Origin of the sequence: Lachnoanaerobaculum orale (assembly GCF_003862485.1) — a bacterium.
GTDB classification, from domain to species: domain Bacteria; phylum Bacillota; class Clostridia; order Lachnospirales; family Lachnospiraceae; genus Lachnoanaerobaculum; species Lachnoanaerobaculum orale.
This window is the reverse complement of record NZ_RRCM01000001.1, coordinates 1,681,698-1,698,307: the sequence shown is the minus strand read 5'-3', so window position 1 is coordinate 1,698,307 and position 16,610 is coordinate 1,681,698. Positions and strand designations below refer to the sequence as shown.

Here is a 16,610-nt window from a genome sequence, read left to right as displayed (position 1 = left end):
CATATATTCCCTATGAAAGGAGCATTATGAACGAACTTACAAAAAAAACTTATGAGACTTGGAAGAGTGCAAAACTTAAGGATGAAAATCTTGTAGCGGAGCTTGCGGCTATCGAGAGCGATGAAGACGCTATCAACGACAGATTCTATAAGGAGCTTGCTTTCGGTACAGGAGGTTTAAGAGGCGTACTGGGTGTCGGAAGTAACAGAATGAATATCTATACTGTAGGTAAAGCCAGCAGAGGGTTGGCAAACTATATAAATTCCATATCAAAGACTCCTAAGATTGCCATATCATATGACAGCAGACATAATTCGGAGCTTTTTGCAAAATGGGCGGCAGGAATATTTGCAGGAGCGGGAATCAAGGTATATATCTGGAAAGAGCTTATGCCTACACCTGCACTTTCTTTTGCGGTAAGAGAGCTCGGATGTGACGGCGGTATAATGGTAACAGCCAGCCACAATCCTGCAAAATACAACGGATATAAGGTTTATGGTGCGGACGGATGTCAGATAGCCAATGAGGCGGCAGACAGAATACTTGATGAGATAAACAGTGTGGATACATTCTCCGATTACAAGATTGTGGACTTCAAAGAAGGACTTGAGACAGGTATTATAGAGTATATAAGTGAGAATACTTTTAACGAGTTCATAGATGCGGTTTCAACACAGACTTTCATAGGTGATGATGTAAATAAGGACGTAAAGATTGCTTATACACCGCTGTACGGAACGGGACTCAGATGTGTTACAACCTGTCTTAAGAAAAACGGCTTCACAAATATCGAGGTGGTTAAAGAGCAGGCTACTCCAAACGGTGATTTCCCTACCTGTCCATATCCTAACCCTGAGATAAGACAGGCACTTGAGGTAGGTCTTAAGGTTGCAAAGGATGTGGGTGCCGATATACTTATAGCTACAGACCCGGACTGTGACAGAGTGGGTATTGCCGTAAAGCAGGGCGACGACTTCAGACTTTTCTCAGGTAATGAGGTAGGTGTACTTCTTACAGACTTTATTGCAAAGAGAAAGATTGCTATGGGTATAATGCCTAAGAAGCCTGTACTTGTAAAGACCATAGTTACCACGGATCTTGCAAAGAGAGTGGCTGACGACTACGGCATTGAGACCAGAGATGTACTTACAGGATTTAAGTATATAGGAGATCAGATTGCAGGTCTTGAAAAGGACAGTGAGGTTGACAGATATCTTCTCGGATTTGAGGAGAGCTACGGTTACCTTTCAGGAAGCTATGTAAGAGATAAGGATGCCGTAAACGGCTCATATCTGATTGCACAGATGTTTGCATACTACAAGGCTGAAGGAAAGTCACTGCTTGAGGTACTTGAGGGACTTTATAAGAAGTACGGCTATTATCTGAATACACTTTATTCATTTGAGTTTGAAGGCGAGAGCGGTATGAATAAGATGAATGAGATAATGGACAGCTTCAGAAACAATACTCCAAGTGAGATTGCAGGTGTGAAGGTGCTTGAGGTAAGAGATTATGAGACTTCCACTCAGACTACACTGAAAACAGGTGCCAAGGAGGAGATAAAGCTTCCAAAGTCAAATGTTATCAAGTATATGCTTGAGGGCAATTCAAGTGCGGTATTAAGACCTTCAGGAACCGAGCCTAAGCTTAAATTATACCTTGCAATAACCGGTGAAAATGAGTCAAGTGCAAGAGAACTTGAGAGCAAAATAGCTGACGAACTTAAGAAGCATTTAGCATAAATTTTTTTAGAGGCTGTGTATTCGGCCTCTTTTTTGTGTCGTAAATCGGATGCCGTAACTGATTTTTACTTGCAATTTAAAATCCTGTATGCTATCATTGTGCGGTAGACGAACAGATGTATTTTAGAGGCGAACATGGAACAGAATGTCAAATATTATGTGGTAAAAGACAAGGCGGTGCCTGAGGTACTTATAAAAGTGGTTGAGGCGAAAAGACTGCTGACAGCGGATAAGATGATGACTGTAAAAGAAGCCACAGATAAATGTGGTATAAGCAGGAGCTCATTTTATAAATATAAGGATGATATATTTCCGTTTGATGATTCTTCAAAGGGAAGGAATATTACCCTTTCAATTCAGATATCGGATGAACCGGGTCTTTTATCGGAGCTTTTGGCAGTAGTTGCAAAATATCATGCCAATATTTTGACAATACATCAAACTATACCGGTAAGCGGTGTGGCAACTATTTCTTTGTCTATAGAGATTTTGAAGGATACCGGAGACTTGTCTAAGCTGGTATATGAAATCAGAAGTTTGGAAGGCATCTTTGATATAAAAATTTTAGCTAGGGAGTAATATATGTTTAATATTGCAATTTTAGGATTTGGAACAGTAGGTTCAGGTGTATATGAAGTTATAAAGGAGAACAATACTCTTTTAAAGAAAAAGACAGGTGAAGGTATAGCGGTAAAAAAGATTCTTGATATCCGTGAGTTTCCGGGCAGCGAGTGGGAAAGTCTAGTTGTACATGACATAAAGGAAATAATAGAAGATAATGATATAGATGTGGTAGTGGAGACAATGGGAGGAACATCTCCTGCATTTGAGTTTGTAAGAGATGCACTTCTTTCAGGAAAGCATGTAACCACATCAAATAAGGCATTGGTAGCTGCACACGGTACCGAGCTTTTAAAGATTGCAAGAGAAAAAAATGTAAACTTCTTCTTTGAGGCAAGTGTAGGCGGAGGTATTCCGATAATCAGAACAATTACGGAAAGCTATGCCGGTGAGCATTTTAAAGAGATTACAGGTATTTTAAACGGTACAACAAACTATATACTTACAAAGATGGATACAGAGGGTGAGGACTTTGAAAAAGCACTTTCCACAGCACAGGAGCTTGGATATGCAGAGAGAAATCCGGAGGCTGATGTGGAAGGTTATGATACCTGCATAAAGATTGCGATATTGGCATCTTTGGCAACAGGCAAGGAAGTAAACTTTGAGGAAATCCATACAGAGGGTATTACAAAGATAGACACTACAGATTTTGAATATGCCAAGCATATGAAGCTTTCTATCAAGCTTTTCGGTGATTCAAAGTTTGAAGACGGTAAGGTGTTTGCATTTGTTGCACCTGTAATGGTTGAAAGAGACCATCCTCTCTACATGGTAAATGATGTGTTCAACGGTATCATGGTGGAAGGAAATATGCTCGGAAAGAGTATGTTATACGGAAGCGGTGCAGGTAAGCTGCCTACAGCAAGTGCAGTAGTGGCGGATATCGTAGCTATTACAAAGAACAAGGATAAAAATGTGGCAACATTCGGCTGGGGAGATGAAAAGCAGAATGTGGTCGATATGAATGAGACAAGCCACAAGTACTTTGTAAGATTTAAGGGCAGGGATGCCAAGTTTATAGATAAGTGCAAAGAGACATTTAAGAATGCAAAGGAAGTATACCTTGACGGTAAGGATGAGTTTGCATTGGTTACAGACCTTATGAAGGAAAGAGATTTCCTTGCAGCCTTGAATAATCTCGGTGATGTGATAAAATATATTAGAACAAAGATAGCTTAAGCATTCGGCACCACCACAGGTGGTGCTATATTTTTATATGGAAAGAATATTTGATAAATTGGTAAAACCGCTGCCGCCATGTGCATTTCACGAGCTTACAGGATTATATTGTCCGGGATGCGGAGGCACAAGGGCAGTCAGGTTTTTGATAAGAGGAAATGTAGAAAAGAGCTTTATTTATAATCCGATAGTGCTGTATACGGTTATTGCAACTTTTATTTTTTTCGCTTTTGTAGTAAAGTATAAGATTAGCGGCAGGCGTTTGAATAAGGATAAGATTATTCTGCCTATGCTGTATATCGGAGTCGTTATAATGCTTTTGAATTGGGTTGTGAAGGACTGGTTTTTAGTTTTTAGAGGCATAGACTTACTGAAATAGACGGGGATTATAGATGAAAAATACTGAAGAGAAGACAAAAAAGAGGTGGGAGAACAGGTCGATGGTGTTCGGCATAGTCTCAATACTGTCATGTATGTGTTCACTGCCCACATCGGGTGTTCCGCTTGGAATTCCGCTTGGGATATTTGCAATCGCATTTGCAATAATCTCAGCCAAGGGCGGAATGAGAGGAAAGGCTGTAGCCGGTATTGTGACCGGAATATTTGGGATAATTATCGGACTTATCATATATGCCATGATACTTTTTGTGGTGGTACAGCTGAAGGATCAAAGAATTTTAAATCAATTCAGACCGGAACAGATTAAGGTTATACAGGACTATATTCAAATGTATATAGCGCATTGATAAGGAGGCAATTTTGACTGATATAGTAAAAATACTCGCAGAAGAGCTTGGCATAAAGACGGCACAGGTAGAGGCTACTATCAAATTGATAGATGATGGTAATACCATTCCCTTTATTTCAAGGTACAGAAAAGAAGTCACAGGTTCGCTTAATGATGAGATACTCAGACAGTTTGATGAAAGACTGAAGTATCTTAGAAATCTTGAGGAAAAAAAGACTCAGGTACTCTCAGCCATTGAGGAGCAGGGGAAACTTACCGACGAGTTGAAAAAAGAAATTGAAGCCGCAATCACATTGGTAGCGGTAGATGATTTATACAGACCTTTCAGGCCGAAGAGGCGTACAAGGGCAATGATTGCTATTGAAAAAGGTCTTGAGAATTTTGCCACAGATATTTACGAGGAAAACCTGAAGCAGCCTGCACTTGAGGAAGCAAAGAAATACCTTTCAGATAAAGAGGGGCTTGAGGTGGAGACACCTGAAGATGCTATAGCAGGTGCTATGGATATTATTGCAGAGAAAATCTCTGATGATGCGGCTTTTAGAAATAAGATAAGAGATCTCTCATTTAAGCAGGGAATACTGACTTCTGTGGCAAAGGATGAAACTGTAGAATCTGTATATGAAAATTATTACAATTTTGCAGAGAGTGTTTCAAAAACAGCAGGATATAAGATACTTGCAATCAACAGAGGAGAGGAAGAAAAGATACTTACAGTAAAGCTTGACCCTCCGGTTGAGGAGATTATCAGATATCTGGAAAAATGCATTATAAAAAAGCATAATGAACATACAGAGCAGATATTAAAGGATACTATTGACGACGCATATAAGAGACTTATTGCACCTTCTATAGAAAGAGATATAAGATCAAGCCTGACAGAGGCGGCAGAGGATGAGGCTATCAAGGTGTTCGGAAAGAACCTTACTCAGCTTCTTATGCAACCTCCTGTAGCGGGCAGAGTGGTGCTCGGTTGGGATCCGGCCTTCAGAACGGGGTGTAAGCTTGCCGTAGTGGATGAAACGGGAAAGGTACTGGATACCACGGTTATCTATCCTACAGCACCTCAAAACAAGGTGGAGGCGGCCAAGAAGGTATTAAAGGAGCTTATAAAAAAGTACAATATAAGCCTTATTTCTCTTGGAAACGGTACTGCATCCAGAGAGTCTGAAGCCGTTATTGTAGAGCTTATAAAGGAAGTGGACAAAAAGCTTGAGTACATTATAGTAAATGAGGCCGGAGCCAGCGTATATTCCGCAAGTAAGCTTGCTACAGAGGAGTTCCCGAATTTTGATGTGGGACAGAGGTCGGCGGCTTCTATTGCCAGAAGACTGGAGGATCCGCTGGCGGAGCTTGTAAAGATAGACCCTAAGTCCATAGGCGTAGGTCAGTATCAGCATGATATGAACCAAAAGAAGCTCTCTGAGGCGCTTGGCGCGGTGGTGGAAGACTGTGTAAACAAGGTAGGTGTGGATTTAAATACCGCATCTGCACCTCTTTTAGAGTATATTTCAGGTATATCAAAGGCTGTTGCCAAGAATATAGTGGTATACAGAGAAGAAAACGGAAGCTTCAAAACAAGAAAAGAGCTTTTGAAGGTTTCAAAGCTTGGACCGAAGGCATTTGAGCAATGTGCAGGTTTCCTTCGAATAAATGACGGAAAAGAACCTCTTGATATGACAAGTGTGCATCCTGAAAGTTATGCCGCCACCAAAAAGCTTTTGGAGAGCTTGGGATATAGTGACAGCGATATCACTTTATCAGGTCTTAGCGGTATTTCAAAGAAGATATCTGATTTCAAAAAGATAAGTGATGAACTTGAAATCGGTGAAATCACTCTAAGAGATATTGTAAAGGAACTTGAAAAGCCGGGAAGAGACCCGAGAGATGAGATGCAAAAGCCTATACTCCGTACAGATGTTATGGAGATGGAAGATTTGAAAGAAGGCATGATTTTAAAGGGTACTGTAAGAAATGTTATCGACTTCGGTGCGTTTGTGGATATCGGAGTACATCAGGACGGACTTGTGCATATTTCAAGGCTTAGTAAGAAGTTTATAAAGCACCCGCTTGAGGCGGTAAGTGTCGGAGATATTGTTGAAGTAAGGGTGGACAGTGTGGATTTGAAGAAAAAGAGAATAGCGCTGTCTATGGTATTTGATTGATATGAACAAAATAAAAATAGATATGAAACTGAATGCTAAGGATATTTGGCTTTTTTCCATGTATCACAGCAACAGAGGATTTTTGCTTATTTTCAATATATTGTTCACTGTGGCAATGTATTATTTTATGATTACTACCTGGAACAGGATTGATATTCCGAGAAAGATTTTATTTTTGGTAATGTCAAATATGTTTCTGATAGTGCAGCCTGCAATGCTTTACTTAAAGTCACAAAAGCAGGCAAGGACGGATGCCGTTAGGGCAGGACTTTCTCTTTCGCTTAACGACGAGGGCATAGAGGTATCATCAGGAGATGACAAGGTTGAATTTAAGTGGGAAAGCGGATTTCGTTCAAGGATATTGCCGGGAATTATAGTTATATATGTGGATGCGATAAGAGGATATCTTTTACCTGACAGGTATACTAAAGATAATAAAGAAAAAATAGTCGCTATTTTAAAAGAAAAGACAAGAGTGAGTATATTTTAGAATGAGTAAAATTGTTTTTGACAGCTTTTGCGACAAGGATACATTTGATATTGCCTACAGACTTGCAAATATTTTGAAAAAAAGAAGCGGTCCTGTAGCAGTATGTCTTGACGGAGACCTTGGAGTCGGCAAGACTGTATTTGCAAAGGGAATAGGTGCAGGGCTTAATATAAAAAGGGATATTGTAAGCCCCACCTTCAATATAGTAAAGACTTATGAGGGCGATAAAAGGCTGCACCACTTTGATGTATACAGGATCAGCGATATATCGGAGCTTGACGAGATAGGTTTTGACGAGTTTTTATTTGATGATGCAGTCATTCTTATAGAGTGGTCAACTCTGATAGAGGAAGCATTGCCGAAAGATGTGATAAGAGTGGTTATATCAAAGAACCTTGAAAAGGGATTTGATTATAGAGAAGTGGCTGTAGAAGGTATGGATGATGAAGATTTTAGGAATTGAAAGTGCCGCATTGGTGGCTTCAGTTGCAATAATAGATGAAGATGTGACAATAGCTGAATACACTACAAATTTTAAAAAGACACATTCGGAAACATTGTTGCCGATGCTTGATGAGATAGTAAAGATGACGGGTATAAGCCTTAGTGAGCTTTCAGCTATAGCCGTTTCAGGAGGTCCGGGCTCATTTACAGGTCTTAGAATAGGGGCTGCAAGTGCAAAGGGACTCGGACTGGCACTGGATTTGCCACTTATAGAAGTTCCTACACTTGATGCTATGGCAATGAATATCTATGCAAGTGATGCACTTATAGTGCCGATAATGGATGCCAGAAGAAATCAGGTGTATACGGGAATATATAAAAACGACACAAAACTTGAGGTCAAAGCAGAGTCTATGGCAGTGTCTATAGACGAGCTTTTTGAAATTTTAAAAGAAACAGGTGCAAAGGAAAATGTGGAAAGAGCGATATTCTTAGGTGACGGTGTGTCGGTATTCAGAGAATATATTGATGAAAAGCTTACAATGAAACATGATTTTGCACCGTTAAATTTAAACAGACAGAGAGCATCAAATATTGCAATGCTCGGTATGGAAATGATGAAAGCCGGCAAGGTTATATCGGCAGATGATATGAGTCCGAATTACCTTAGAAAAAGTCAGGCGGAAAGAGAGAGAGATGTGGCTAAGACCGATGCTTCCTACTGATACCGAGGCGATAAGGGAACTTGAATGTGATATTTTCAGTGATGCCTGGAGCGAAAAAAATATAAAAGACTCTATAGAATCAAAGTTTGATTACTGTATGGTAATTGAAGAAGACTATAGAGTCTTAGCCTATATTATTTTCAGAGTAAATATGGATGAGGCCGAACTTTTCCGTATAGCCACAGATAAAAACAGCAGAAACTCAGGGTCTGCTCATGAACTTATGAACTTTATGATTTCAAATCTGAGGACAATGAAGGTAAAGAAAGTATTTCTTGAGGTAAGAAGTAAAAATACCGCAGCCATAAGGCTTTATGAAAACTACGGCTTTAAAAAGATAGGTATCAGAAGAGAGTATTACTCAAATCCTTTAGATGATGCTCTGTTGATGGAAGGATATATAAAATGTTAGATATTTGTTTATTAGGTACAGGGGGCATGATGCCGCTGCCTTACAGATGGCTGACTTCAATGATGGCCAGATGTGAGGGAGTAAATCTTTTGATAGATTGCGGCGAAGGCACCCAAATTGCGATAAAGGAAAAGGGATGGAGCCCGAAGCCTATAGATGTGATCTGCTTTACACATTATCATGCGGACCATATAAGCGGACTTCCGGGACTTTTGCTCACAATGGGAAATTGTGAAAAGACCACACCTCTGCTTGTAATAGGTCCAAAAGGGCTTGAGAGAGTTGTAAATGCTATGAGGGTTATAGCACCTGAACTTCCTTTTGAAATACAGTTTAGAGAACTTAGAGAAAACGAAGAAGTGATAGACTTTGCCCCATATAAGATAGAGGCGTATAAGGTAAACCATCGGGTGACTTGTTATGGTTACAGAATCTCTATTGAGAGAAAGGGAAAGTTTGATGCCGCAAGAGCAAAGGAGCTTGATATTCCGCTAAAGTATTGGAATAAATTGCAGCATGGCGAGATTATCAAAGACGGAGATAAAACCTATACTCCCGATATGGTAATGGGTGAAGCCAGAAGAGGTATAAAGGTCAACTATTGTACCGATACAAGACCTGTTCCTGTTATTGCCGAGTATGCAGCAGACTGTGACCTATTTATATGTGAGGGTATGTACGGTGAGGATGATAAGGAAGACAATGCCAAAGGTTATAAGCATATGACCATGACTGAGGCTGCAAATCTCGGCAAAGAGGCAAATCCTAAGAGAATGTGGCTTACACATTATTCACCGTCAATGAATAAGCCTGACGAGTATATTGATAAGCTGAAGAAAATTTTTCCGGCTATAAAGACTGCCAAAGACGGATGGAGTGTAGAACTGGGTTATGAAGAAGAATAATATAAAGATACTTGCAATAGAAAGCTCCTGCGATGAGACTGCGGCAGCTGTAGTAGAGGACGGCAGAAAGGTGCTTTCAAATATTATCTCATCACAGATTGACTTACATACAATATACGGAGGCGTAGTTCCTGAAATTGCCTCCAGAAAGCATATAGAAAATATAAATTTTGTAATAAAAGATGCGCTGAAAGAGGCGAATGTTACATTTGACGATATTGACGCAATAGCGGTTACCTACGGACCGGGGCTTGTAGGAGCGCTGCTTGTAGGTGTTGGAGAAGCAAAGACGCTTGCCTACGGCCTTAACAAACCTCTTATAGGTGTACATCATATAAAGGGACATGTGTTTGCAAACCTTATAGAACATGAGGAGCTGAAACCTCCTTTTGTATGCCTTATCGTTTCAGGCGGTCATACCGAAATAGCGATTGTAAAGGATTATAATGATTTTGAGATAGTTGCGACCACCAGAGATGATGCGGCAGGTGAGGCATTTGATAAGGTGGCAAGAAGTGTCGGACTTGGATATCCGGGAGGCCCGAAGATTGATAAGGCCGCAAAACTTGGAAATCCTCATGCTATAGAGTTTCCAAAGGCAAAAGTAAATGATTCCAAATATGATTTCAGCTTTTCAGGTGTAAAGTCTGCCGTTTTAAATTATCAAAACAAGGCAAATATGACCGGTGAAAAGATAAATGTAAATGATTTGGTAGCTTCATTTCAAAGAGCAGTTGTAGAGGTTTTGGTGGAGCATACTATTGAAGTTGCAAAGGATTACAATATAAAGAATGTAGCTATGGCAGGCGGTGTGGCTTCAAATACCGCACTTAGGAGTCTGATGGAAGAAAAGTGTAATGAAGAGGGATTGAAACTTCATTTCCCTTCACCGATATTTTGTACGGATAATGCTGCAATGATAGGTGTAGCCGCATACTTTGAATATATTAACAACAACTTTAAAGATTTGACACTGAATGCAGTGCCGAATCTGGAACTGTGATTTGGAATATGATTATGAGAAGTACGGCGATAATACTTGCCGCAGGCAGTGGCAAGAGATTTAGTGCTAAGAAAAAGAAACAGTTTGTAGAGCTTTTTGATAAGCCTTTATTATACTATTCTTTAAAAGCCTTCAGTGAAAGTAATACGGATGATATAATTGTAGTTACTTCAAAAGATGATATCGATTTTGTAAGAGAAGATATTGTAAAAAAATACGGATTTAGTAAGGTGAAAAGTATCGTAGCCGGTGGGGATGAAAGATATGATTCCGTATACAACGGCTTAAAAGAAGCCACAGGAGATATCTGTCTGATACATGACTCTGCAAGAGCCATGATAAGTGTGGAGCTTATAAACAGATGTATAGAAGAGACTGTTAAATATAGGGCGGTTGTACCTGCAGTAACTCCGAAAGACACTATAAGAGTGCGAGATGGAGAATTTGGCGGTGAGACAATTGATAGAAATACACTTTGTATTATCCAAACCCCACAGTGCTTTGATATAGCTTTAATAAAGTCTGCATTTGAAAGGCTGTATAAAACCGACTATAAGACTCTCGGCATCACAGATGATGCAATGGTGGTGGAAAAGTTTACCGATACCAAGGTAAGACTGATAGAGGGTGATTATAAAAATATAAAGGTAACCACACCTGAGGATATAGTGATAGCTAAGGCGTTTTTGGATGCCGGGAACTTTTTATAGTGATGGATTAAAAGCCGATGCAGCCTGTGGTTGCGTCGGCTTTTTGGGTATTATGTCAAGTGTCAGGGGTTCAACTTCACAGCCGGAATTTGAGGGAAATATGAAAGTCAATATGAATATTATTGTCGGAGGAACGGATGATATATTGGATGATATACTTTCTACCGCAAGAATAGTAAGAAAAGAGATGAAAAAAACTTTTGATAGCGTTGAGATAGAGGCATTGCAGAAGATGGATATTTGTGTTTGTCTTAGCGGAAATATATCAAAGTATTATCCTAAGTCGGGAATCTATCAGGCAAGGTACTATTCTAAAGCGGGGAAGTTTATGGTATATGTTCATTTCAGCGCTAATGAGTGGAACTCCAACAAGACAGAAAGTGTAAGTAAGTTTCTTAAAATGTATAAAGACTATCTTATGGAGCTTTCGGATATCATTAAGATGAAAACGACAAAGTATAAACCGGATTTTGATAGCAGGTGTTATGAAGATGGGGTTAGAAGGGTGTTTGGGAATTTGTAGATGATTTTAGATTTGAATTTGGTGATGGAAGATATGATTGGCAAAATTGTAAAAGTTAAAGTTGATCGTAAGCTTGGGAGTGCTCATCCTGATTATCCTGAACATATTTATCCAATCAATTATGGTTATATTGAAGGAATAATCGCTCCTGATGGGGAAGAATAAGACGTATATATACTTGGGGTTGATAAAGCAGTAGATGAATATGAAGGAGAATTAATTGCTGTTATCAAAAGGGACGATGATGCAGAAGAAAAATGGGTTATTGCTCCAATAGGAATAAAGTTTACAGTAGAAGAAATTGAAGAAGCTGTTAGATTTCAAGAGAAATATTTCAAGTCTCATATTGAAATGTTATGATCAAATCTGAATTTGTTGAACGTGGCATACTATAAGTTTCCATGAGACAAAACCTATAAAACTTGTACGTATGTTGTAGGGTAGGAAATGAAATCTTCCTCTATACTAAAATAAACTGAAGGAAAGGAGGAATCGAAATGAATATTATCAAGTCGTTTAACGATACGATTGATTATCTTGAAACAGTTCTTGATGATGAAATTGATGAAAAGAAAGTAACTCAGTTATCCGGATATTCATATTCAATGTTCAGTCGCTTGTTTTCTATTCTGACCGAAACAACGCTTTCAGAATATTTAAGAAGCAGAAGATTGACGGAAGCAGCCGTTATATTAAGAAATACGGATGAAAAAATTATTGATGTTGCTTTCAAATTCGGATATGAGTCATCAGATTCATTTGGAACAGCATTTAAGAATTTTCATGGATTTACTCCCTCTGAGGTAAGAAATGGGAAACCGTTCAAATTAGTATCACGAGTGCAATTAGCACTAAGTGTAAGAGGAGGAAGAAGCATGAACATTACAATTCAAAAGAAACAAGCATTTGCAGTTGCAGGTGTAAATGAACAAAGCATCAATTCATCATTATGTCCGAGTGTATGGAATAAGCTATATAAAAAATATAGCTACGATGAACTTGCAAGTTTGGGAAGCGGTCAAAGTATGGGCGTTTGTCATGATGTAGAAAATCCAGGCAAAATAAACTACATGGCAGGCTATATTGTTAATGATGTAGACAAAGCCATAAGCATGGGGTTAGATGTTTTGGAAGTGGAAGAAGCAGAGTATGCCGTTGTAGAGTTAATAGGAAGTGTTCCGGATTGTATTCATAACGGATGGAAATATGCGATGGAAGTATTTTTCCCTGAGCATGGCTATGTACATTCAGGTAAACCTGACTTTGAATATTATTACGAAGGTGATATGGATAGTAAAGACTATAAAATGGAACTTTGGATTCCTATAACTAAAGCTTAAAAAAACGGTATGTCTAAGTAATCGAATAGTGTAAAAACTAAGCACATAACTTTAAGATTATAGAATCTTTCAGATATGTGCTTTTTCTATATTCAATAGTTTTGTTGGAAAAGTTGTAGTAAAGCTTGAAGAATCTGCGAGTATCATAGTAGTGTAGTAGATACAGAAAAGTTTTTCTACAGGCCGGGACTAAAATATGGACTGAATATGAAAAGTACAGTAAAATCTATATTAGAAATGTTTTTGGGAAATATTCCGGGAGGGGAACTGAAGGATGAAGAATGAAATAAGAGTGCTGTAGGTTTTTTCGACAAAAATACAGGGTGAAGAAAACCCGGTGTTTGCTAAAGTTTTAAGGAGATAACTGTGAAGGTAGATATAGTTAAAACGAAAGAGTACTACAATTCATTGTCCTTGGATATGCTATATTTCAGTTGATGAAGTCGGAGTTTGAAAACTTGATATCGAAAAAAATCGACATCAAGTTGGGGCGGTCGTAGAAAACTACCTTATGCTTTTACGGAGCAGGGTATTTATATGCTTATGACTGTATTAAGAGGAGAACTTGCTGTTAAGCAAAGCAAGGCTTTAATAAGAATGTTTAAGCAGATGAAAGACTTTATAATTGAGAATCAAGACTTGATCAGTCCAAATGATTTAGTGCAAGAAGTATAAAATTGGTGGAGGACTTATACATTATGGAATTGAAATTGGAAAATACAGAATCCGAAAGAACACATGAACTGGCAAATCTAATCAGAGCTTATAACAGAGCCAATAGAGAGCCGTCTAAAAGTGAACCTCTTAATATTTATTTGGAAGATGAAGAAGGAAATTTGGTTGCGGGAATGGTAGCGGAGACTTTCGGGAATTGGCTTGAGATTGAATATCTGTATGTCAGTGATGATTTACGTGGACAGGGAATAGGCTCAAAGATCTTAGAAATGGCTGAAAATGAGTCAAAAAATAGAGGTTGTAAGTATTCATTTGTGGATACTTTTAATTTTCAAGCACCGAAATTTTATGAAAAACATGGTTATAAAGAGGTGTTTGCCTTGAAAAATTATCCTTATACAGGTGAGAGATACTATTATACAAAAGAGTTGTGACTTGAAATGTAAGTAGGAATGGAATCTTAACACATGAAAGATTTAGGTGAGTCAAGTTTCGGCTCACCCTTTATAAACTATATCTAAGAGATATTTTTTGCTATTGAAGATATTTTTTGTAAATATAAGTTTCTCTTTTCTTGTGTAGCCGATTCTACCTGAGTAAGTGTGGTTAATTTAGCAGGTTTAATACCGCATTGCTTTAAAATTTGATTTTTTAAAACCTTACCGTAATCATTAGAGAAAGGTAGTATAACAGATGGAGCATTCATAGTAGTGATAATCCACGCTGATTTACCCTTTAAATGTCCTTCAAGTCCTATTTTCTTATAAGAATAAGCAAAACCTGATACAAATACTCTGTCGATAAATCCCTTTAAAACAGCAGGCATACCTGACCACCATATTGGAAAGATAAAGATAAGCTTATCGGCTTCTGTGATCATATCACGATACTTTGAAGTCTCAGGATTTTTTGACAGATCACGCCTTTTATTTTCTTCGTCAAAATTCAGTACAGGATCAAAATTTTCTTTATATAAGTCAATTGTTTTAACCTTATGCACAGACGGGATAGAGTTTTCTACTTGCTTTAGTATCTCATGATTAAAACTTTTACAATCTGGATGTGTGTAAATAATTAAAATATTCATTGTCTTTCTCCTTTAATATATATTTCAAGCATACTTCTTATTGTATTTTTTATGGTTTCATTATCAAGCTCGTTTCCAATCAGGCTTCCGGCTATTATTGCCAGTCCTGAAATAAAACTCCAAAAGTGAAGCAGTGATTCGGACTCACTATTTGTAAAATTTTCCTCTTTTCTAAGTAAAATAACCACATCCTTAAACCTTGAAAAGCCCGGAAAATCTGAGGTATCTGAAATTGTTTTATCAGTGAATTTCATATACTTAAACGGAAATTTGATAAATAATGCCTCAAAGAAATTTGGATAATTTTTTGCAAAGTCTATAAGATTAACACCCATTTGAATAAGCTGCGCTTTGGCATTTTGGCTTACATCCACATCTTTAATAAGTTCACTGTCAAGAAGTGTGGAAATATGCTTTAAGACTGTATTTAAATAATTTTCCTTGCTTTCAAAGTGTCTGTAAGGCGTTCCGTGAGTTACGCCACAGGATTTTGCTACAGTTCTAAGTGATATACTGTCAATGCCGTTTTGCTTTATTTCCTTCACACCTGTTAAAATAAGGTTTTCCTTTAATTTGTCAGTATCCCTTTTCATATATTTCCTTTCTAAAAAAGTATACACTGTCTACATATGTAAGTATACACTGTCTACTTTTGCTGTCAAGAGGAAATATGGATTTCGGAACAGATTTTATAGAATTAAAAGTAATTATGATATAATATATTCAATATAAGAGAGAAAAGACTATAAATACGGAGGAATATTATGCTTAGAGTTTGGTTTGGTAATAGAGATAATGTAATATATAATACATCGGTATATTTTAGAAATAGATATAAAGACAGCTGGATTACAGATGAATTTGCAAGAGCTGCTATTAAAGATATTGACAGATCTGAAGTTTTGGATGCAAATACTATTCAAAGTCCGGTTTTAGGGCAAATTCCGCCGGATAAATTGTCAGGTGGCGTAAAGGCATTGATTCTTATGAAAAATGAACCGGGTAAAACGTTTAATGCATCAAATTGTGGAGATAATTGTGCAAAATGGATACTAAAGCTTGGAAAAGAAAAAAGTTTCACGATAGCTCTATATCATATAATGGATTTCGGAAAAGAAGACTTTGAAATTCGTATTTTAAATGATAGAAAACTAATAGTGCATAATATGAGAGAGTTTTTAGATGAGGCGGATAAATATCTTAAGGAGAATATGCAGTAATGGTTGGTAGGGTAAGTATTAAGATAAGCAATCAAAGAAACTCTTATAAATTCACATTAAATCGAAATATTACTATTCTTCGTGGAGATAGCGGCACCGGAAAGACCACATTGTATGATATGATTAGAGATTACAATAATATGGGAAAAGAAAGCGGAGTAAAGATTAGCGGTGGAAATATTGTAACACTGGAAGGGAAAAATTGGGAAGACGAGCTTGATAAATTGAGTAATACTGTTGTAGTGATTGATGAAGGAAGCAAGTTTGTTTTTTCAAAGGAATTTGCAAGCAAGGTAAAGGATTGCGATAATTACTTCCTAATAATAACAAGAAGTTATCTTTCACAGTTGCCATACAGTGTTGATGAAATATATCGTATTAAGGGTAACGGAAAGAACAAAGAATTTGAGAGAAAACATCATAATAAGTGAGGAGGCAGAAAGTACAATTACCAAAGATAGTACTTCTGATAAATCTATTGATAATGCGAGCACAGAAGAGAGTTTTGAGGATGTTAAACAATAAGAAGTTGGAGGGATAGATTTCTATGATTATCAGATATGCAGAAGAGAAAAATTTTATAGAATTGCGACAGTTTTATGACGGTATGTGTAAAGT

21 protein-coding genes and 1 pseudogene are annotated in these 16,610 nt (G+C 37.8%); 20 read left to right on the top strand and 2 right to left on the bottom strand.

What is annotated here, in order from left to right; all coding sequences use genetic code 11:
• Positions 1-26 precede the first annotated feature (26 nt).
• The 18 genes and pseudogenes from EHW90_RS08065 to EHW90_RS07980 all read left to right on the top strand — a co-directional run bounded on the left by EHW90_RS08065 (position 27) and on the right by EHW90_RS07980 (position 14,119).
• Positions 27-1,742 (top strand): phospho-sugar mutase, encoded by a 1,716-nt coding sequence (locus EHW90_RS08065; RefSeq protein WP_124952309.1) that lies wholly within the window; start codon positions 27-29, stop codon positions 1,740-1,742.
• Between the two features lie 135 nt (positions 1,743-1,877).
• Positions 1,878-2,321, top strand: coding sequence for an ACT domain-containing protein (locus EHW90_RS08060; protein WP_124952308.1), 444 nt, complete (start codon positions 1,878-1,880; stop codon positions 2,319-2,321).
• A gap of 3 nt (positions 2,322-2,324) precedes the next feature.
• Positions 2,325-3,545, top strand: coding sequence for a homoserine dehydrogenase (locus tag EHW90_RS08055; RefSeq protein WP_124952307.1), 1,221 nt, complete (start codon positions 2,325-2,327; stop codon positions 3,543-3,545).
• 37 nt (positions 3,546-3,582) lie between these two features.
• Entirely contained in the window at positions 3,583-3,924 is a 342-nt protein-coding gene (locus EHW90_RS08050; RefSeq protein WP_124952306.1) for a DUF2752 domain-containing protein, read from the top strand.
• 13 nt (positions 3,925-3,937) lie between these two features.
• Positions 3,938-4,291 (top strand): hypothetical protein, encoded by a 354-nt coding sequence (locus EHW90_RS08045; protein WP_009446248.1) that lies wholly within the window; start codon positions 3,938-3,940, stop codon positions 4,289-4,291.
• 13 nt (positions 4,292-4,304) lie between these two features.
• On the top strand, positions 4,305-6,458 hold the full coding sequence (locus EHW90_RS08040; RefSeq protein WP_124952305.1) for a Tex family protein: 2,154 nt from the start codon (positions 4,305-4,307) through the stop codon (positions 6,456-6,458).
• 1 nt (position 6,459) lies between these two features.
• The gene (locus tag EHW90_RS08035; protein ID WP_124952304.1) at positions 6,460-6,948 is read left to right on the top strand and encodes a YcxB family protein; all 489 of its coding nucleotides are present in this window, start codon (positions 6,460-6,462) and stop codon (positions 6,946-6,948) included.
• 1 nt (position 6,949) lies between these two features.
• The gene (gene tsaE / locus EHW90_RS08030; protein ID WP_124952303.1) at positions 6,950-7,411 is read left to right on the top strand and encodes a tRNA (adenosine(37)-N6)-threonylcarbamoyltransferase complex ATPase subunit type 1 TsaE; all 462 of its coding nucleotides are present in this window, start codon (positions 6,950-6,952) and stop codon (positions 7,409-7,411) included.
• Positions 7,389-8,117 carry a tRNA (adenosine(37)-N6)-threonylcarbamoyltransferase complex dimerization subunit type 1 TsaB gene (tsaB, locus tag EHW90_RS08025; RefSeq protein WP_124952302.1) on the top strand — a complete coding sequence of 243 codons (729 nt, stop codon included), beginning with the start codon at positions 7,389-7,391 and terminating at the stop codon, positions 8,115-8,117. The genes tsaE and tsaB overlap by 23 nt, the downstream gene beginning before the upstream one ends.
• On the top strand, positions 8,089-8,529 hold the full coding sequence (gene rimI, locus EHW90_RS08020) for a ribosomal protein S18-alanine N-acetyltransferase (RefSeq protein WP_124952301.1): 441 nt from the start codon (positions 8,089-8,091) through the stop codon (positions 8,527-8,529). The genes tsaB and rimI overlap by 29 nt, the downstream gene beginning before the upstream one ends.
• Positions 8,523-9,434: a ribonuclease Z gene (locus tag EHW90_RS08015; RefSeq protein ID WP_124952300.1), complete on the top strand. Its 912-nt coding sequence runs from the start codon at positions 8,523-8,525 to the stop codon at positions 9,432-9,434. The genes rimI and EHW90_RS08015 overlap by 7 nt, the downstream gene beginning before the upstream one ends.
• Positions 9,421-10,437 (top strand): tRNA (adenosine(37)-N6)-threonylcarbamoyltransferase complex transferase subunit TsaD, encoded by a 1,017-nt coding sequence (tsaD, locus tag EHW90_RS08010; protein ID WP_124952299.1) that lies wholly within the window; start codon positions 9,421-9,423, stop codon positions 10,435-10,437. The genes EHW90_RS08015 and tsaD overlap by 14 nt, the downstream gene beginning before the upstream one ends.
• Positions 10,438-10,451: 14 nt before the next feature.
• Positions 10,452-11,147: a 2-C-methyl-D-erythritol 4-phosphate cytidylyltransferase gene (ispD, locus tag EHW90_RS08005; RefSeq protein WP_124952298.1), complete on the top strand. Its 696-nt coding sequence runs from the start codon at positions 10,452-10,454 to the stop codon at positions 11,145-11,147.
• The gene (locus EHW90_RS08000; protein WP_243113942.1) at positions 11,128-11,670 is read left to right on the top strand and encodes an Imm12 family immunity protein; all 543 of its coding nucleotides are present in this window, start codon (positions 11,128-11,130) and stop codon (positions 11,668-11,670) included. Before ispD ends, EHW90_RS08000 begins: the two co-directional genes overlap by 20 nt.
• On the top strand, positions 11,671-11,835 hold the full coding sequence (locus EHW90_RS13700) for a hypothetical protein (protein ID WP_330507761.1): 165 nt from the start codon (positions 11,671-11,673) through the stop codon (positions 11,833-11,835).
• 332 nt (positions 11,836-12,167) lie between these two features.
• On the top strand, positions 12,168-13,010 hold the full coding sequence (locus EHW90_RS07990) for an AraC family transcriptional regulator (RefSeq protein ID WP_124952297.1): 843 nt from the start codon (positions 12,168-12,170) through the stop codon (positions 13,008-13,010).
• Positions 13,011-13,517: 507 nt separating this feature from the next.
• Positions 13,518-13,676 (top strand): annotated as a pseudogene (locus tag EHW90_RS13505) (ORF6N domain-containing protein); the annotation flags it as partial.
• Between the two features lie 32 nt (positions 13,677-13,708).
• Positions 13,709-14,119, top strand: coding sequence for a GNAT family N-acetyltransferase (locus EHW90_RS07980; RefSeq protein ID WP_124952296.1), 411 nt, complete (start codon positions 13,709-13,711; stop codon positions 14,117-14,119).
• 83 nt (positions 14,120-14,202) lie between these two features.
• Here the strand turns inward: EHW90_RS07980 and EHW90_RS07975 are convergent, their stop codons facing one another.
• The gene (locus EHW90_RS07975) at positions 14,203-14,772 is read right to left on the bottom strand and encodes an NAD(P)H-dependent oxidoreductase (protein ID WP_124952295.1); all 570 of its coding nucleotides are present in this window, start codon (positions 14,770-14,772) and stop codon (positions 14,203-14,205) included.
• Positions 14,769-15,365: a TetR/AcrR family transcriptional regulator gene (locus EHW90_RS07970; RefSeq protein WP_124952294.1), complete on the bottom strand. Its 597-nt coding sequence runs from the start codon at positions 15,363-15,365 to the stop codon at positions 14,769-14,771. Before EHW90_RS07970 ends, EHW90_RS07975 begins: the two co-directional genes overlap by 4 nt.
• 171 nt (positions 15,366-15,536) lie before the next feature.
• On the opposite strand from EHW90_RS07970, the gene EHW90_RS07965 reads away from it, so the two are divergent.
• On the top strand, positions 15,537-15,992 hold the full coding sequence (locus EHW90_RS07965) for a DUF4869 domain-containing protein (protein ID WP_124952293.1): 456 nt from the start codon (positions 15,537-15,539) through the stop codon (positions 15,990-15,992).
• Positions 15,992-16,423, top strand: a complete 432-nt coding sequence (locus EHW90_RS07960) for a DEAD/DEAH box helicase family protein (RefSeq protein WP_243113941.1) — start codon at positions 15,992-15,994, stop codon at positions 16,421-16,423. The genes EHW90_RS07965 and EHW90_RS07960 overlap by 1 nt, the downstream gene beginning before the upstream one ends.
• Positions 16,424-16,610 lie beyond the last annotated feature (187 nt).

Bases quoted from the DNA above. Each gene is read 5' to 3' on its own strand.
- EHW90_RS08065 (WP_124952309.1), top strand. From the start codon at position 27: ATGAACGAACTTACAAAAAAAACTTATGAGACTTGGAAGAGTGCAAAA.
- EHW90_RS08060 (WP_124952308.1), top strand. From the start codon at position 1,878: ATGGAACAGAATGTCAAATATTATGTGGTAAAAGACAAGGCGGTGCCT.
- EHW90_RS08055 (WP_124952307.1), top strand. From the start codon at position 2,325: ATGTTTAATATTGCAATTTTAGGATTTGGAACAGTAGGTTCAGGTGTA.
- EHW90_RS08050 (WP_124952306.1), top strand. From the start codon at position 3,583: ATGGAAAGAATATTTGATAAATTGGTAAAACCGCTGCCGCCATGTGCA.
- EHW90_RS08045 (WP_009446248.1), top strand. From the start codon at position 3,938: ATGAAAAATACTGAAGAGAAGACAAAAAAGAGGTGGGAGAACAGGTCG.
- EHW90_RS08035 (WP_124952304.1), top strand. From the start codon at position 6,460: ATGAACAAAATAAAAATAGATATGAAACTGAATGCTAAGGATATTTGG.
- tsaE (WP_124952303.1), top strand. From the start codon at position 6,950: ATGAGTAAAATTGTTTTTGACAGCTTTTGCGACAAGGATACATTTGAT.
- tsaB (WP_124952302.1), top strand. From the start codon at position 7,389: ATGATGAAGATTTTAGGAATTGAAAGTGCCGCATTGGTGGCTTCAGTT.
- rimI (WP_124952301.1), top strand. From the start codon at position 8,089: ATGTGGCTAAGACCGATGCTTCCTACTGATACCGAGGCGATAAGGGAA.
- EHW90_RS08015 (WP_124952300.1), top strand. From the start codon at position 8,523: ATGTTAGATATTTGTTTATTAGGTACAGGGGGCATGATGCCGCTGCCT.
- tsaD (WP_124952299.1), top strand. From the start codon at position 9,421: ATGAAGAAGAATAATATAAAGATACTTGCAATAGAAAGCTCCTGCGAT.
- ispD (WP_124952298.1), top strand. From the start codon at position 10,452: ATGAGAAGTACGGCGATAATACTTGCCGCAGGCAGTGGCAAGAGATTT.
- EHW90_RS08000 (WP_243113942.1), top strand. From the start codon at position 11,128: ATGCCGGGAACTTTTTATAGTGATGGATTAAAAGCCGATGCAGCCTGT.
- EHW90_RS13700 (WP_330507761.1), top strand. From the start codon at position 11,671: ATGATTTTAGATTTGAATTTGGTGATGGAAGATATGATTGGCAAAATT.
- EHW90_RS07990 (WP_124952297.1), top strand. From the start codon at position 12,168: ATGAATATTATCAAGTCGTTTAACGATACGATTGATTATCTTGAAACA.
- EHW90_RS07980 (WP_124952296.1), top strand. From the start codon at position 13,709: ATGGAATTGAAATTGGAAAATACAGAATCCGAAAGAACACATGAACTG.
- EHW90_RS07975 (WP_124952295.1), bottom strand. From the start codon at position 14,772: ATGAATATTTTAATTATTTACACACATCCAGATTGTAAAAGTTTTAAT.
- EHW90_RS07970 (WP_124952294.1), bottom strand. From the start codon at position 15,365: ATGAAAAGGGATACTGACAAATTAAAGGAAAACCTTATTTTAACAGGT.
- EHW90_RS07965 (WP_124952293.1), top strand. From the start codon at position 15,537: ATGCTTAGAGTTTGGTTTGGTAATAGAGATAATGTAATATATAATACA.
- EHW90_RS07960 (WP_243113941.1), top strand. From the start codon at position 15,992: ATGGTTGGTAGGGTAAGTATTAAGATAAGCAATCAAAGAAACTCTTAT.